The organism is Thiomicrospira sp. R3, from assembly GCF_029581415.1.
Lineage (GTDB): Bacteria > Pseudomonadota > Gammaproteobacteria > Thiomicrospirales > Thiomicrospiraceae > Thiomicrospira.
The window spans coordinates 1,149,348-1,165,218 of record NZ_CP121121.1 but is presented as its reverse complement, the minus strand read 5'-3'; the positions used below and the strand labels follow the sequence as shown (position 1 = coordinate 1,165,218).

Genomic DNA, 15,871 nt, shown 5'->3' with positions numbered 1-15,871 from the left:
AATGATCTCATCAATCATTACAACGTCTCTTTGCAGAGATTACTTCCTAATTTTTAAAGAACTTTCGGTTATTACCGAGAAGCAGATCAGTATCTTCTACTTCTCTTTTTGGCAATAAGAACCGCTCATACATTCTCAATTACTTGGCGCCTTAGCACGGTGTAATTAAAACCACATGAGCGGTTTTTATTGGTGGGTCTGGGTGGATTCGAACCACCGACCTCACCCTTATCAGGGGTGCGCTCTAACCAACTGAGCTACAGACCCAATTTGTTTAGGCCTGCCTTGATGCGCCGCACCGACCCGTATAAATTGGTGGAGCTATGCGGGATCGAACCGCAGACCTCCTGCGTGCAAGGCAGGCGCTCTCCCAGCTGAGCTATAGCCCCAGGCTATTGGTAATTCAGAGACAATTTATGTGAAAGCGCAAAGGCTTGCAGTCGCTTTTTCTTAAAGGAGGTGATCCAGCCCCAGCTTCCGCTAGGGCTACCTTGTTACGACTTCACCCCAGTCGTGAATCACACCGTGGTAACCGTCCTCCCGAGGGTTAGACTAGCTACTTCTGGTGCAACCCACTCCCATGGTGTGACGGGCGGTGTGTACAAGGCCCGGGAACGTATTCACCGTGACATTCTGATTCACGATTACTAGCGATTCCGACTTCACGGAGTCGAGTTGCAGACTCCGATCCGGACTACGATCGGCTTTCTCAGATTAGCACTACCTCGCGGCTTCGCAACTGTTTGTACCGACCATTGTAGCACGTGTGTAGCCCATCCCATAAGGGCCATGATGACTTGACGTCGTCCCCGCCTTCCTCCGGTTTATCACCGGCAGTCTCATTAGAGTTCTCAACTAAATGCTAGCAACTAATGATAAGGGTTGCGCTCGTTGCGGGACTTAACCCAACATCTCACGACACGAGCTGACGACAGCCATGCAGCACCTGTCTCACAGTTCCCGAAGGCACCAATCCATCTCTGGAAAGTTCTGTGGATGTCAAGGGATGGTAAGGTTCTTCGCGTTGCATCGAATTAAACCACATGCTCCACCGCTTGTGCGGGCCCCCGTCAATTCCTTTGAGTTTTAATCTTGCGACCGTACTCCCCAGGCGGTCAACTTATCGCGTTAGCTGCGCTACTAATCTTTTTAATAAGACCAACAGCTAGTTGACATCGTTTAGGGCGTGGACTACCGGGGTATCTAATCCCGTTTGCTCCCCACGCTTTCGCACCTCAGCGTCAGTTTTAGTCCAGGAAGGCGCCTTCGCCACTGATGTTCCTTCTGATATCTACGCATTTCACTGCTACTCCAGAAATTCCCCTTCCCTCTACTAAACTCTAGACTGCCAGTTTCAATCGCCATTCCTAGGTTGAGCCCAGGGATTTCACAACTGACTTAACAATCCGCCTACGCGCGCTTTACGCCCAGTAATTCCGAATAACGCTTGCACCCTCTGTATTACCGCGGCTGCTGGCACAGAGTTAGCCGGTGCTTTTTCTGCGAGTAACGTCACAGCACCAAGGTATTAACTTAATGCCTTTCCTCCTCGCTAAAAGTGCTTTACAACCCTCGGGCCTTCTTCACACACGCGGCATGGCTGGATCAGGCTTGCGCCCATTGTCCAATATTCCCCACTGCTGCCTCCCGTAGGAGTCTGGGCCGTGTCTCAGTCCCAGTGTGGCTGATCATCCTCTCAAACCAGCTATAGATCGTCGCCTTGGTGAGCCATTACCTCACCAACTAGCTAATCTAACATAGGCTCATCCTCTAGCGATAGCTTACAAGTAGAGGCCACCTTTACTCCTTAGAGTATATTCGGTATTAACGTAAGTTTCCCTACGGTATCCCCAACTAGAGGGTAGATTCCTATGCATTACTCACCCGTCCGCCACTCGTCAGCAAGAGCAAGCTCTTCTGCTACCGTTCGACTTGCATGTGTTAGGCCTGCCGCCAGCGTTCATTCTGAGCCAGGATCAAACTCTTCAGTTTAATCTTGAACATATATAAAACACTCGGAATTGACAAAGTTAACATGGAAGAATTACTTCTACCTATACTTCATTTGTCGTTTCGAGTTAATTTTTGCTTCTGCGCACCTAAGCACTTCCACATAAATTATCTCTGAATTACCTGATTTTTAAAGAACTTAATTCGTTCACTAAGCAAGTGTTTCTTACTCAGTAAGCCAGCTATGTTAGCTCGCTTTGAAACTTGTGTCAATCGTTTTTTCAAACTTTTTTCTTCAAATCTCTTCTCGTGTTTCTGCTTCAGCGCCTTGGCGTCGAAGTGAGGCGTATTCTACAGAATATCGGTGCCCACGCAAGCGTTATTTTAAAAAAAAACAATTTTTTTGATAAACTCAGTTTATACCCTAGTTACCACCAGGTTATCCACAGAACTAACCACAACCCACATCAAAACCTCTAGCTTTAGCACGATATAACGCTTATTAATTTATCGTTATCTTGGCGAACTTTCTTTTCCCTACCTGAAAAACCTGTGACGCTATATGACTAAACAGCTGTTTACTATCATCGAGCTTATCACCGTTTAATTTAACCGCACCCTGCTTTACCATTCGGTGCGCTTCAGAAGTGGTCGCAACCAGGCCTGCTTCTTTTAAAAGATTAGCTAAAGGCATTTCGCCTTCAAGGGTATATTCTGGCATGTCATCTGGGATCGCATTTTTAGAGAAGCGGGTTTCAAAATCATTCAGTGCCGCCGCTGCCGCTTGCTCGGAGTGAAAGCGGGCGACCAATTCCATCGCCAGCTTTACTTTAATGTTTCGTGGATTTTCACCTTCGGCCACGGCTTGGCTATAGCCAGCGATGGTTTCAAGGCTCTCAAAACTGAGAAGCTCAAAATAACGCCACATCAACTCATCAGACACAGACATGACTTTACCAAACATTTCATTAGGCGCATCCTGTATGCCTATATAGTTATTGAGTGACTTTGACATTTTTTGCACACCGTCCAATCCCTCAAGAATTGGCATGGTTATGGTAACCTGTGGTTTTTTGCCAAAATGCTGCTGAAGCTGGCGCCCCATTAATAGATTAAATTTTTGATCTGTACCGCCTAACTCAACATCTGCTTCCATCATCACAGAGTCATAACCCTGCACAAGTGGATATAAAAATTCATGTATCGCAATCGGCGTTCCAGAACGGTAACGCTCATCAAAGTCATTACGCTCTAACATTCTGGCTACGGTCGTGGTAGCGGCTAGTTTTATCATCTCAGCGGCGCTCAAGGCGTTAAACCAAGCCGAGTTAAACACCACTTTTGTTTTTGCGGGATCAAGTATCTTGAAAACTTGGTCTTGGTAGGTCTGTGCATTTTGCGCTATTTTTTCTGCAGACAGGGGTGGGCGGGTTGCACTTTTACCGGTTGGGTCGCCAATCATTGCGGTGAAGTCGCCGATTAAAAAGTGTACATCGTGCCCCAAATCTTGAAACTGCTTGAGTTTATTGATTAACACGGTATGACCTAAATGCAAATCCGGTGCAGTAGGGTCAAAACCTGCTTTAATTACTAGAGGGCGATCGAGTTTTAATTTTTCTTTTAACTCGGCCTCAACTAATATTTCTTCTGCGCCACGTTTAATAATGGCTAATTGCTGTTCAATAGTCTGCATCTTTTGTTTTCCAATCTTAACCGCACAACACGGTATCTGTATTTAATTCTAATTTTCCAGTTAACTGGGTCACCGAAGTTAAGCCACGCTTTTGTAAATAACGGGCTATTTGCTTGTTCATTTTTACAATCAATAAAGGATCCTTAGCCAGCGATGTGCCGACGGCAACCATCGTTGCGCCGGCTAAAAAGAATTCAATGGCATCTTCAGCGCAGCTAATCCCCCCCAAACCAATAATAGGAATATTATGTTGCTTAGCGACCTGATAGACCTGGTGCACTTTAAGCAGCGCAACCGGCTTAATGGCAGGACCAGACAGGCCACCTTGGTTATTACCCAAATCAGGTTTCCAATTATCAATATTAATAGACATCCCCAACAGGGTATTGATTGCCGACAGCGCATCAGCACCCGCATCAATAACCCGCTGCGCACCGAGCGCAATATCAGTTTGATTGGGTGATAGTTTTACAATCAGGGGTTTAGTGGTACTGGCACGGCAGGCTTCCACCACTCTTGCCGCCATGTCTAGGTCATTACCAAAAGCCGCGCCACCTTTTTTAACGTTTGGGCAAGAAATATTAATTTCCAAACCTGAAAGTGGTGTTTGATCAAAACGACGACATACTTCGGCATATTCTTCAATTGACGAGCCGGATACATTGGCAAAAAAACGTGTTTGGTTATAATCCAGTTGCGGAAGAAGCTGATTTACCACATAATCCACACCCGGGTTTTGTAAACCAATTGAATTAAGCAGTCCGTTTGAAGTTTCCCAAACGCGATCGGGCTTATTGCCCAACTTTGGTTCGAGTGTGGTGCCTTTTAGAAATACGGCACCCACGTCCTGATTACGAAAACCAGACACAGCGGGATACTCTAAACCATAGCCCGCATTGCCGGATGCCATCGCAATCGGCGAGTTGCAGGTTATAGCGCAAATATTAACGGATAAATCAATCACAATGACACCTTAAATTTATGTTACATATTATTTTATACGAACCCGAAATTCCGCAGAACACCGGTGCTTTAATTCGACTGAGTGCTAACATGGGCGCACACCTTCATCTTATCCACCCCTTCGCATTTGATTTAAGCGAGAAACGTGTTCGGCGTGCTGGGTTAGATTATCATGAAATGGCTAATGTATATCAACATGACAACCTGGAAGCCTGCCTTGACAAGGTGAAACCTAATCGTGTTTTTGCGCTAACGACCAAAGCTACTCGTCATTACCATCAGGCAAACTACCAAATGGGCGATGCGTTTTTATTTGGCCCGGAAAGCCGCGGGTTACCAGAAGCGGTTAGAAACAGTGTGCCCGAAGCGCAGCGTTTGCGCATCCCAATGATTGCCAGCGCCCGCAGCATGAACCTTGCCAATGCGGTTTCTGTCATGGCGTATGAAGCTTGGCGACAACTCGATTTTCAACCGCTTTAAACCTTAAAACAAGGGCATTTTTAAGCTGTTTTTTTCTGACTTTAATGAGCGTGACAATAGTTGCTGAACAGCTTGCTTTGGCGTTATTTGCTGGGTAACAAGTGCATAAACCTGCTCCATGATGGGTAGGTCTAGCCCATGCTTTTCCGCTAACGCCTTCACCACCTTTACCGCTTTAACACCCTCAACCACTTGGCCGATATCCTGTTGGACTTCAAAGGCTGTTTTGCCTGAGCGCGCTAACATCAAACCAAATCGTCGGTTGCGGGATAAATCATCAGTACAGGTAAGCACCAAGTCACCCAATCCCGCCAACCCCATCAGCGTCTCTGGCTGAGCCTGATATAAGGCGGCAAAGCGCATCATCTCGACCATTCCTCGTGAAATCAAGGCGGCGCGTGCATTCGCTCCCAAACCCAAGCCATCACTCACACCCGTAGCAATCGCCATAATGTTTTTATAGGCACCCCCTACCTCAACCCCAGCAATATCAGACTGCGTGTACACTCTAAAGTTTTGGTAATGAAACACATCAGCCCAAAATGCCGCTTGGCTCGCATCAGGTGATGCACTTACTATGGCGGTAGGTAAACCCTTGGCCACTTCATCGGCAAAAGTAGGCCCCGATAGCACCGCCATCGCCGTGCCTGCCCCCCATTCATCCATCACTACCTGATGAAGCAATCGCTGCCCTTGCGGTTCAAACCCCTTGGTTGCTGAGGCAAGATAAGCAGGCGCATGCAGCATATGCTGCTTAACCCTAACTAATACCGCAGCAAACGCATCGCTCGGCACAACAAACAACACACCGTCAACCTGCTTCAACGCGTCTTCAAGGCTGGATGTTACCACCAGGCCTGGTGGTAAGGTCACACCCGGCAAATAACGTTGATTTTGATTTTGCAGAGCTATTTGTTCCGCATGGGTTGCACTGTGCGCCCACAAACAGACGCTTTGCCCCGCTTTAGCCAAATGAATCGCCAAGGCAGTGCCCCAAGCGCCAGCCCCTAGAACCGCGATACGCGCCATATAATCTAGCCGATTTCCGCCTGAGGTTGGGCATTTGGCTGAGCCTTATCACCCTCTTGCTGTTGACGCTGTTGCATATGGTTGGCATAAAGCGCATCAAAGTTAACCGGGTCAACCAATAACTGCGGGAAACCGCCACGCACTACCAAATCGGACACAGCTTCACGCGCAAACGGAAACAATACATTTGGACACTGGCTGCCTAACATGTAACCTAGCTCCGCCTCACTAAAGCCCGTCATAACAAAAATGCCCGCCTGCTCAACTTCACATAAAAACGCGACCTTATCGCCTACGTTTACCGTTACCGTTAAACGAATTAACGCGTGAAAGGCGGTCTCTTCAAGTTTTGAACTTTCTACATTCAGGTTGACATCCATTTTTGGCTCAAACTCTTGCGCAAAGATTTGCGGTGAGTTGGGTGCTTCAAAGGAAATGTTTTTGGTGTAGACTTTGCGGATTAAAAACTTTTTTTCTTGCTGTTCAGACATATTCTTCTCTAACTATTTAATAATTGATCAAGTTTACCATTTCTAGCGGCGGCACTAAGTTCATCAAAACCACCCACATGAACGCCATTTATAAAAATCTGCGGAATAGTATGACGCCTAGAGCGTTGTTCCATTTCTTTCCAAAGCGTATCCGACCCGCTCACATCAATCACCTGATAATCCAAACCACGCCCCTCTAGCAAGGCTTTAGCCCGGGTACAATAAGGACAGGCTTTGTTTAAATAAACAACAATCTCCGCCATTACGACTTTCCCTTCCTGCGTGCAGCTTTACGCGAAACAGGTTGATTAACGGGCAATCCTGCCATTTTCCATGACAAGATACCACCACGCAAATTAGCAACTTGTGTAAAGCCCTCTTTAACTAAGGTGGTGGCTGCGCCTGCTGAACGCGCACCCGTTTCGCAATAAACCAATACGGCTTTATCTTTATAACTTGAAAGGCTTGATAACTTGGCCTTTAAGTCACCGACTGGAATATGGCGCGCCTCACCAATAAAACCGGTTTTATATTCTGCATCAGAACGCACATCAATCACCAACGCACCTTGGTTATAAAACCGCGTTGCTTCCTCAGGCGACATCTGCTTATAACCTAAAAAACGCTCTCCCACATAACTATATAAAAGCATCAAAGCCACAATGCCTAGTGCAATAAAAAGCAAAAATTCTTGCTTCATAAATTCTATAAACATACACCCTTCCTAACGCGATTAAAAAATCAAACCAAGTGATTTTAACAGTGAAACTCGCTACAATGAATTGAATTTTTACTTTTTTAGCGGATGTATTCAATATGAGCAAAACCATTACACAAAAACATCGTCCTGTAGGCCTTATTATTTTGGATGGCTGGGGACACAATCCCAACCCAGAACACAATGCTATAGCACAAGCCAACACCCCGGTTTGGGACAGTCTCGTTGCCAAACACCCCCACACCCTAATTCACACCTCGGGTTCAAATGTAGGACTACCGGATGGACAAATGGGTAACTCTGAAGTGGGCCATCTAAACCTTGGCGCAGGGCGTGTGGTATATCAAGAACTAACGCGCATTCAAAAAGCGATTGACGAGGGGAACTTTTTCGATAACAGCGCCTTTACGCATGCGATCGACAAAGCCAGTTCACGTGGACGTGCTGTGCATATTATGGGATTACTGTCTGATGGTGGCGTTCACTCACACATTGAACACATTAAAGCCGCACTGACATTAGCGGTGCAACGCGGTGCCAAAACACACCTGCATGTATTCACCGATGGGCGTGATACCGCCCCTCAAAGCGCCTTAGGTTATATCAAAGACATTGAAGCCCACATGAAATCCATTGGTGGTGGGCGTATTGCATCGATCACAGGGCGCTATTTTGCACTTGATAGGGATAACCGCTGGGATCGAGTTCAGCAAGCCTATGAGGTGATTACTAGCGGGAAAGCGGTATTCACCTGTAAAAGCGCGAAACAAGCGATAAATGAAGCCTATGAACGTGGTGAAACTGATGAGTTTATTCAAGCTACCAGCATCTTGCGCAAGAGCGGCAAAAAAGTGAAAGTAAAGGATGGTGATACAGTTATTTTCATGAATTACCGTTCTGATCGCGCCAGACAATTGACCCGTGCTTTTATCGAAAATGACTTTGCTGATTTCCACAGGGATTCGACGCCGGTACTTAGCGAGTTTGTTACCCTGACCGAATACAATAAAAACTTTAACGTACCGGTCGCTTTTCGCCCTAGTAAGCTAATCAACACCTATGGCGAATGGGTTTCCAAACACAACCTTACTCAGCTACGTATTGCCGAAACTGAAAAGTATGCCCACGTCACCTTCTTTTTTAATGGCGGTATTGAAGCGCCCTACAAGGGCGAAGATCGCATCCTTATCCCCTCACCCAAGGTTGCAACCTATGACTTACAACCTGAAATGAGCGTCGGAGAAGTGGCCGATCAACTTTGCCAAGCGATTGAATCAGGAAAATATGACACCTTTATCTGCAACCTTGCCAACCCGGATATGGTGGGTCATTCGGGCAATATGAACGCATGCATCAAAGCCGTGGAAGCTGTGGATAAAGCCATAGGAAAAATTCTAACTGCCCTAGAGCAGGCTAATGGTGAAGTGATTATTACCGCCGACCATGGCAATGTTGAGCAACTATGGGATGAAAGCACAAACAGCCCACTGACTGCGCACACAACCAATCCCGTGCCACTCATTTATATCGGACATAAAGAATGTAGATTGCGTGAAAACGGCAGTTTAGCGGATATTATTCCCACCCTTTTTGAGATGATGGAGCTTGAACAACCAGCAGAAATGACCGGTATCAGTTTGTTAAACAAGGAATAAAACAACCAGGCCTGGTTAGATTCAAGCAACCAGGCCTGGTTTAAGTTAGCACAACACGTTTGGACTAAATAACACCCATCGCATCAATCGCATTGCTTACACGCAAGAAACCAGCAATGTTCGCACCCATCACATAATCACCGGGACAACCATACTCTTCTGCCGTTTCAAAACAGGTTTTATGAATATTAATCATAATTTCCTTCAAACGCCCCTCGGTATAATCATGTGTCCATGAATCACGACTTGCATTCTGCTGCATTTCCAACGCACTTGTCGCGACCCCGCCCGCATTGGCCGCTTTTCCAGGACCATAAGAAACTTTCGCTGTTTGCAACACACGAATGGCGTCCGGTGTACAAGGCATATTTGCACCCTCGGCAACCGTTTTACACCCGTTCTTAACCAGCATTTCTGCATCTTTTGCATTTAACTCGTTTTGTGTTGCACATGGCAAAGCCACATCACAAGGCACAGACCATATTGAGCCGCCTTGAATAAATTTAGCATGCTTAACTTCTTCAGCGTATTTTTCAATACGCGCATACTCCACTTCTTTTAAGCGCTTAATAATATCTAAGTCTAGCCCCTTCTCATCGACAATATAACCACTAGAATCAGAACAAGCGATCACTTTTGCACCATAGGCCATGGCTTTTTCGATCGCATAGATGGCCACATTGCCCGAGCCAGAAACGATGACTTTTTTGCCTTCCAAGCTGTCACCGCGCGCCTTAAGCATCTCCTGTGCAAAAAACACCGTGCCATAACCCGTTGCTTCTTTACGTGCAAGCGCCCCGCCCCAAGCTACGCCCTTACCTGTAAATACACCAGACTCATAGCGATTAGTAATACGCTTATACTGACCAAACATATAACCAATCTCACGCGCACCCACACCGGTATCACCGGCCGGCACATCAGTATACTCGCCAATATGACGATACAACTCAGTCATGAAACTTTGACAAAAGCGCATAATCTCGTTATCTGACTTACCTTTTGGATCAAAATCGCTGCCGCCCTTACCGCCACCGATAGGTAACCCCGTTAGGGAGTTTTTAAAGATTTGTTCAAACCCCAAAAACTTAATAACACTTAAATTAACCGAAGGATGAAAACGTATCCCACCTTTATAGGGACCCAATGCACTATTAAACTCGACACGGAAACCACGATTTACTTGCACTTCGCCACGACCATCCACCCAAGGAACGCGGAAAATAATTTGACGCTCTGGCTCACAAATACGCTGTAGTATCTTTTTCTTCGCAATCTCTGGGTGTTTGGCCATTACTGGATTTAAACTTTCAAAAACTTCAAGTGCTGCTTGATGAAACTCGGGCTCGCCCGGATTTCTTTTCAACACCTCTTGATAGATTAAACCCAAGCTGTCTTCTAATTTTTGAGTCATAGTTAAAACCTTCCTCGCAGGCTCGTAATAAAAAGCATGCTTATTGAGTGATAAAAAAACCCCATATTTTGGGGTCTGGTAATAATTATAATACATAATCAATCGAATACTTAAATCTGTATATAAATGGAAGTCCTATTCACGCCAGAACGGGGCTAATAGCAACGGACACTTCTATAAGACACAATAGACATTGTCGAACTAAGAGTGATTATGACTCAAAAAAACTTATAAAACTTACAACGATGAGTTTAAAAAAGAAGCCGTCGCCTTAGTGACCGAGCAAGGTTACAGAATGGCAGACAAGCTGGTTAAGATGGGCTTTATCCAGCCACGATTAATCAAGGTTGGGCGGATAACATTACCCACTTAAAGACCCCTCAAGGTTGGTTGTAGTTGAATATCATGATGTAACTAACTACATGCGCTAATACAGCTTAATTAGGCTTCATACATCGAATGGTGATTTATCGCCTATGAGTGTGAAAACTGTAAAAACCAAGTGTCCAAAAAGCTTGACCAGAACAATTTATTCAAACGGTTATTTAATACACATCCAACTGAATACGTTTTTGTTGTTTTGCCTCTAACCAGGCCTGGTTAGCTTGCGCACTATCCCAATTAAAGTGCTGCATCCAGATTTGTTTAATTTGCTGCTCAATCCCCTGAGCTAAGCCTAGCTTATCACCACAAATATACAGGTTAGCACCGGATTGCCATAGCTCAAGCCAGTCCAGGTTTTTTGCTAACAAATCCTGCACATAAACCTTAGTATCCTGGTCACGAGAAAACGCAGTATACAAGCCTAATGCGCCCTGTCGCTGCCAGCTTTCTAAGCTAGACTGGCATAAAAATCGAGTCTGTCGATGGGTTTCGCCAAAGTACACTATATTTCTAGATGCCGACGGCTGCTCTACTCTTTGCTGCATAAAACCTAAAAACGGTGCCAAGCCGGTACCCGCAGCCATCATAACAATCGCCGTACGTGGATTCTCAGGTAATTTAAAGTGCGCATTCGGCTTAATTTCAACGTCTAGTTGATCGCCAGGCTTTGCCTGCGCCATGGTATTGGAGGTCACCCCCAACCGCACGCGTTGATCCGAATAAAAACGAATAGCCTTGTAGAGCAAATGAATTTCATTGGGGTAAATGGTCGGTGAACTCGCAGTCGAATAGTAACGAGGGGCAAGTGGACTCAGCAACGTCAAAAACGCCTTCCCCATTGCGCACAACTTAGGAAAAGCCAAAAGCAAGTCCAAAACATCGCGACCCTCGGCATAGTGCTGCATCTCAGCTCGAGATGACCAGGCCTGGTAGCCATAATGACGAATCAATTTATTTAATATAGCTGGATCAACAAGCGTGAGCTCAAGGTAATGGGTTAGGGCCTGCTCAATGGTCACCTCACCTTGGCGACGCAAATCAATCTTGTCACGAGGGTTTAAAGACAAACAATCCATAACCTTTAAAACAAGTGATCTAGGATTTTGTCCTTTAACAGTCACCCAATCCCCTGCCTCATAACTTAAGACGCCATTTGCGCCTAACTTAATTAAGAAACTCGGGGAGTCCGCATCTGACGGCGTCAGGTTTATTTGCTCTAAAACAGTTAAAAACATCGCTAGGCGCGGAAATAATCTACAGCGATCATCACCAAAGGTGCGCTGATCAAAATGGTAACCGCTGACATTAAGCCCGCAATAAGGCCTATGCCTAAGTGAGGTAAAAAATTATTTTGCTTTATTTCTACTTGCTGAATTTGGCGCTCTACACCATTAAGGATATCGAGTTGACGCTTAAGGAGTGAGTTGAGGGTTTGTATCTGTTTAAACAGTAGTTTCTGCTCATCTTCAAACTGGGTTTTAGACTTACGCGTAAATTGGTCAATGGCTCGGGTTTGTCGGCCCATGTCGCGTAATTGCTCATTCAATTGTCCAATTGAAGCATCCATCTGCCGAACCAAGTTTTCGATCGCATCCTTATCTTGCTTTAACCAATCAAAATCAGCAGGCAACATATCCGACATATCTAGGTCACTAAAAAGGTGTTCATTGTTCGACCTTGATGAACCCTTGTTACGACGCATCGCCTGCTCGAGTAACGCGCTTTTTGAGCCGAGTGGTTCAATAGTCCTCATATCAATGGCCATACTACTTTCCTATAATTCGTCTTGGGTTGAAAACTTAATTGCAGATAAAAACTTAACTTGGCCGTACTAATTTAAAAACTTACTAAGTTTAAAGCTGCTTAACTGTAATACTTAGAACGCTTTAGCAAACCCTGTACCAACTTAAAATTTACATACTAGGCTAAACGTTTTTTCTATTCTAGCAGAAAACTTTTCTCATCCCAGTAGAAACCCATAGCTTATTACAAAAAAAATAACAAAAAAGCCCTTAAATCGCTCAATTGAAGTTTGGAATATTAAATCTAAAAACACTTGCGCCACATGATGCAGCCATTTATGATTAGATTTTTACTATTACTAGACGTAGGTCATTATGGAACGCAATGCATTTATCAACTTCATCCGCGAAGTAGGTGTTTTAAAATGGGGAGAGTTCACCCTAAAATCAGGCCGCATTAGCCCTTATTTTTTTAACGCGGGCTTGTTTAACACCGGCGAACACCTTGACCAACTGTCTAAAGCTTACGCCCATGCGATTGCGGAATCTGGTGTGGAGTTTGATGTGTTGTTTGGCCCGGCCTACAAAGGCATTCCATTGGCCGCCACCACCAGTGTGGCCTTGGCGCGTGATTACGGCATCAACAAACCCTATGCGTTCAACCGCAAGGAAATCAAAGACCACGGCGAAGGTGGTCAAATTGTAGGCCACACCCTACAAGGTCGTATTTTGATTATTGACGATGTAATTACCGCGGGTAGCGCAATTCGTGAATCGATTGATTTAATTCAACAACATGGTGCAATACCGGCTGGTGTCCTGGTTGCTCTGGATAGAATGGAGCGCGGACAGGGCGATTTGTCGGCGATCCAAGAAGTCGAGCAACAATATGGCTTGCCCGTGATGAGCATTCTAAATCTCAACGACTTGATTGCATACTTAACCGAACAAAACCAAGACCGCCAAGCGCTTGAAGCCATGATGACCTATCGCACCAACTACGGTGTCAAATAAATGACAGCCTCAACCAACCTACGCCAGCTTTACCTCTGGCGTCACGCCAAATCGGATTGGAGCAATCTATTTCTGGCCGACCATGACCGCCCCCTCGCCCCGCGTGGCAAACAGGCAGCAAAAGACATGACTAACTGGATGTTAGACAATAGCGTTCGCCCCGATTTAGTGCTTTGTTCAAGCGCCAAACGCACCCAGCAAACCCTCCAACGCCTCAGCAAACGTATGGCATTAAAGATTGAGATTCTGCCCGAACTCTATCATGCGGAGCCTGAACGCATTCTGGAGCTGATTGGCACAGTGAATAAGCGCATACACAACCTAATGGTGATTGGGCATAACCCTGGTTTTGAGGAGCTGGTGATGCAACTAACGAATCAGAGCCCAGATTCTGAACTGCATCCTTTACTTCAAGCAGACAAAATAATGCCTACTGGCGCGCTCGCCCAGTTTAGCTGGCAAGGTAGCTGGAACAACCAGCCAGAAGCAAAGGTTGAGCTAGAACAAATTATTCGCCCGCGAGCGCTTAACCAAGCAGCGCAAACAGCTGAGTAATTAGCCTCACATCAACCAGGCCTGGTTAATAAGTGCCAGGCCAACCAATACCGTAATCACCTCAAATGCACGTTTGACCAATTTATTGCCTTTGACAATCGACAAATGCGCACCCAAATAACCCCCGATCAGCGAACCCAAAATCAGTGCGGGCAGCCAGCTCCATTGGATATCACCCAAAAGACCAAGCGTAATCGCGCCCGCACCGTTCCAGAATATACCGACCAGCACTAGGGTGTAAGCCACGGCGGCTTTGTAATCTAGACCAAACCAACGCACTAACCAGAGAGTAACAAACAAGCCTGTACCCGAGGTAAGCGAACCATTTAACACTCCGATAAAGAGAATCACCACCCCACCCATAACAAAACCGGATAGATGACGATTCTGTGGATTTAACACCTGACCCAATTCGGGTTTAAGCCATGAATAAATCCCTAAGCCAAGCGTGAGTAACCCCAGTGCAAACGTCGCTAAGCGTTCATCAACTTGTAAAATCCAACTCGCACCTAGAACTACCCCAGGTAAACCGCAGGCCAAAATAAATAGCGCAAACCGCCATTCCAATGTCGAACTGCGCCAATGCCGCGCGCTCGCGCCCAAACCCAAAAACACACTCGCTACCTTGTGTGTCGCCAGCGCCACGCCAAACGGTAACCCCAAAAACAACAAGGCAGGCAACTGCAACAACCCCGCACCCCCGCCAGCTAAAGCGGATAGCAGATTAGCAACCAGCGAAATAAAAAATAGCAGAATCTGGTCAAGCATGAGAACCTAGCTGAACATAAGGATTTGATAAAAAGGCGAACCCTGTTTTAGCAGACTTCGCCTTGTTTTAAGACAGGGTACAGAGGCTAAACCTAACGTGCGGTAATCAGTGTGCCAACACCTTCGTCAGTGAAGACTTCGAGCATCACCGCATGCTCAACGCGACCATCAACAATATGTGCCGCTTTAACCCCACCCTGAACCGCATCCAATGCGCATTGGATTTTTGGCAACATACCGCCATAAATCGTGCCATCAGCAATCAACTCATCGACCATTTTGGCGTTAAGTCCGGTTAATAGCTCGCCTTGTTTATTCAGCAGACCAGCGGTATTCGTCAACAACATTAGTTTCTCTGCTTGTAACGCTTCAGCGATCTTGCCCGCAACCAAATCAGCATTGATGTTATAAGAACAGCCCTGCTCATCAACCCCTACCGGTGCAATCACTGGAATAAAATCACCTTGAATCAACATATCAATTACGCCGGTATTAATTTTTGATACCTCGCCCACATGGCCGATATCGATAATTTCAGGCGCATCCATATCAGGTGTATGCTTGGTCACTTTTAGCTTTTTAGCCATAATCAAGTTACCATCCTTACCCGTCAGACCCACCGAATTACCGCCATGCTGATGAATCAGATTGACGATTTCTTTGTTAACCAAGCCGCCAAGCACCATTTCAACAATATCCATGGTTTCGGTATCGGTTACGCGCATGCCTTGGACAAATTCCGACTCCTTGCCAATACGTTTGAGCAGGTTACCAATTTGTGGACCACCGCCATGCACAACGACTGGGTTCATACCTACTAGTTTCATTAATACAATATCGCGTGCAAAACTAGCCATTAAATGGTCTTCGGTCATCGCGTTACCGCCGTACTTCACCACAATGGTTTTACCCGCAAAGCGTTGGATATAAGGGAGGGCTTCGGCTAATACCGAGGCAATGTTTTGTGCTTGGTCTTTGTTCAGATTCATAGTTTTTTGCACTCTCATGGCCAGTT

General features: G+C 45.8%; 15 protein-coding genes, 2 tRNA genes and 1 rRNA gene. 4 read left to right on the top strand and 14 right to left on the bottom strand.

Annotated elements, in window-relative coordinates:
- Positions 1-190: 190 nt before the first annotated feature.
- From P8S55_RS05910 to P8S55_RS05890, 5 genes are all read right to left on the bottom strand, one after another.
- A tRNA-Ile gene (locus P8S55_RS05910) sits at positions 191-267 on the bottom strand.
- 46 nt (positions 268-313) lie between these two features.
- A tRNA-Ala gene (locus P8S55_RS05905) sits at positions 314-389 on the bottom strand.
- 63 nt (positions 390-452) lie between these two features.
- Positions 453-1,992, bottom strand: a 16S ribosomal RNA gene (locus P8S55_RS05900).
- 460 nt (positions 1,993-2,452) lie between these two features.
- Positions 2,453-3,643, bottom strand: coding sequence for a tyrosine--tRNA ligase (gene tyrS / locus P8S55_RS05895; RefSeq protein WP_289223314.1), 1,191 nt, complete (start codon positions 3,641-3,643; stop codon positions 2,453-2,455).
- A 16-nt stretch (positions 3,644-3,659) separates the two neighbouring features.
- The gene (locus P8S55_RS05890; protein ID WP_289223313.1) at positions 3,660-4,607 is read right to left on the bottom strand and encodes a dihydroorotate dehydrogenase; all 948 of its coding nucleotides are present in this window, start codon (positions 4,605-4,607) and stop codon (positions 3,660-3,662) included.
- A gap of 17 nt (positions 4,608-4,624) precedes the next feature.
- Here P8S55_RS05890 and P8S55_RS05885 point away from each other — a divergent pair, with 17 nt between their 5' ends.
- On the top strand, positions 4,625-5,086 hold the full coding sequence (locus P8S55_RS05885) for a tRNA (cytidine(34)-2'-O)-methyltransferase (RefSeq protein ID WP_289223312.1): 462 nt from the start codon (positions 4,625-4,627) through the stop codon (positions 5,084-5,086).
- Between the two features lie 3 nt (positions 5,087-5,089).
- Here P8S55_RS05885 and P8S55_RS05880 read toward each other — a convergent pair whose 3' ends face one another.
- Genes P8S55_RS05880 through P8S55_RS05865 form a run of 4 tightly spaced genes read right to left on the bottom strand, consistent with a single transcriptional unit; the run spans position 5,090 to position 7,321 of the window.
- Positions 5,090-6,115, bottom strand: a complete 1,026-nt coding sequence (locus P8S55_RS05880; RefSeq protein WP_289223311.1) for an NAD(P)H-dependent glycerol-3-phosphate dehydrogenase — start codon at positions 6,113-6,115, stop codon at positions 5,090-5,092.
- A gap of 5 nt (positions 6,116-6,120) precedes the next feature.
- Positions 6,121-6,606: a protein-export chaperone SecB gene (gene secB, locus P8S55_RS05875; RefSeq protein WP_289223310.1), complete on the bottom strand. Its 486-nt coding sequence runs from the start codon at positions 6,604-6,606 to the stop codon at positions 6,121-6,123.
- An 8-nt stretch (positions 6,607-6,614) separates the two neighbouring features.
- The gene (grxC, locus tag P8S55_RS05870; protein WP_289223309.1) at positions 6,615-6,869 is read right to left on the bottom strand and encodes a glutaredoxin 3; all 255 of its coding nucleotides are present in this window, start codon (positions 6,867-6,869) and stop codon (positions 6,615-6,617) included.
- Positions 6,869-7,321, bottom strand: coding sequence for a rhodanese-like domain-containing protein (locus tag P8S55_RS05865; RefSeq protein WP_289223308.1), 453 nt, complete (start codon positions 7,319-7,321; stop codon positions 6,869-6,871). Before P8S55_RS05865 ends, grxC begins: the two co-directional genes overlap by 1 nt.
- A gap of 101 nt (positions 7,322-7,422) precedes the next feature.
- Here P8S55_RS05865 and gpmI point away from each other — a divergent pair, with 101 nt between their 5' ends.
- Positions 7,423-8,979: a 2,3-bisphosphoglycerate-independent phosphoglycerate mutase gene (gene gpmI, locus P8S55_RS05860; protein ID WP_289223307.1), complete on the top strand. Its 1,557-nt coding sequence runs from the start codon at positions 7,423-7,425 to the stop codon at positions 8,977-8,979.
- Between the two features lie 64 nt (positions 8,980-9,043).
- Here the strand turns inward: gpmI and gdhA are convergent, their stop codons facing one another.
- The 3 genes from gdhA to P8S55_RS05845 form a co-directional block, all read right to left on the bottom strand.
- Positions 9,044-10,393, bottom strand: a complete 1,350-nt coding sequence (gene gdhA, locus P8S55_RS05855) for an NADP-specific glutamate dehydrogenase (RefSeq protein WP_289223306.1) — start codon at positions 10,391-10,393, stop codon at positions 9,044-9,046.
- 545 nt (positions 10,394-10,938) lie between these two features.
- A complete protein-coding gene (locus tag P8S55_RS05850; RefSeq protein WP_289223305.1) occupies positions 10,939-12,012 on the bottom strand; it encodes a flavodoxin domain-containing protein in 1,074 nt (357 codons plus the stop codon).
- 2 nt (positions 12,013-12,014) lie between these two features.
- On the bottom strand, positions 12,015-12,542 hold the full coding sequence (locus P8S55_RS05845; protein ID WP_289223304.1) for a hypothetical protein: 528 nt from the start codon (positions 12,540-12,542) through the stop codon (positions 12,015-12,017).
- Between the two features lie 352 nt (positions 12,543-12,894).
- Here P8S55_RS05845 and pyrE point away from each other — a divergent pair, with 352 nt between their 5' ends.
- Positions 12,895-13,533 (top strand): orotate phosphoribosyltransferase, encoded by a 639-nt coding sequence (gene pyrE / locus P8S55_RS05840; RefSeq protein WP_289223303.1) that lies wholly within the window; start codon positions 12,895-12,897, stop codon positions 13,531-13,533.
- Entirely contained in the window at positions 13,534-14,088 is a 555-nt protein-coding gene (locus P8S55_RS05835) for a SixA phosphatase family protein (RefSeq protein WP_289223302.1), read from the top strand. It abuts the gene before it with no gap.
- 6 nt (positions 14,089-14,094) lie between these two features.
- Here the strand turns inward: P8S55_RS05835 and P8S55_RS05830 are convergent, their stop codons facing one another.
- A complete protein-coding gene (locus P8S55_RS05830; RefSeq protein ID WP_289223301.1) occupies positions 14,095-14,856 on the bottom strand; it encodes a sulfite exporter TauE/SafE family protein in 762 nt (253 codons plus the stop codon).
- A gap of 92 nt (positions 14,857-14,948) precedes the next feature.
- Positions 14,949-15,863 carry an acetylglutamate kinase gene (gene argB / locus P8S55_RS05825; protein ID WP_289223300.1) on the bottom strand — a complete coding sequence of 305 codons (915 nt, stop codon included), beginning with the start codon at positions 15,861-15,863 and terminating at the stop codon, positions 14,949-14,951.
- Positions 15,864-15,871: the final 8 nt, after the last annotated feature.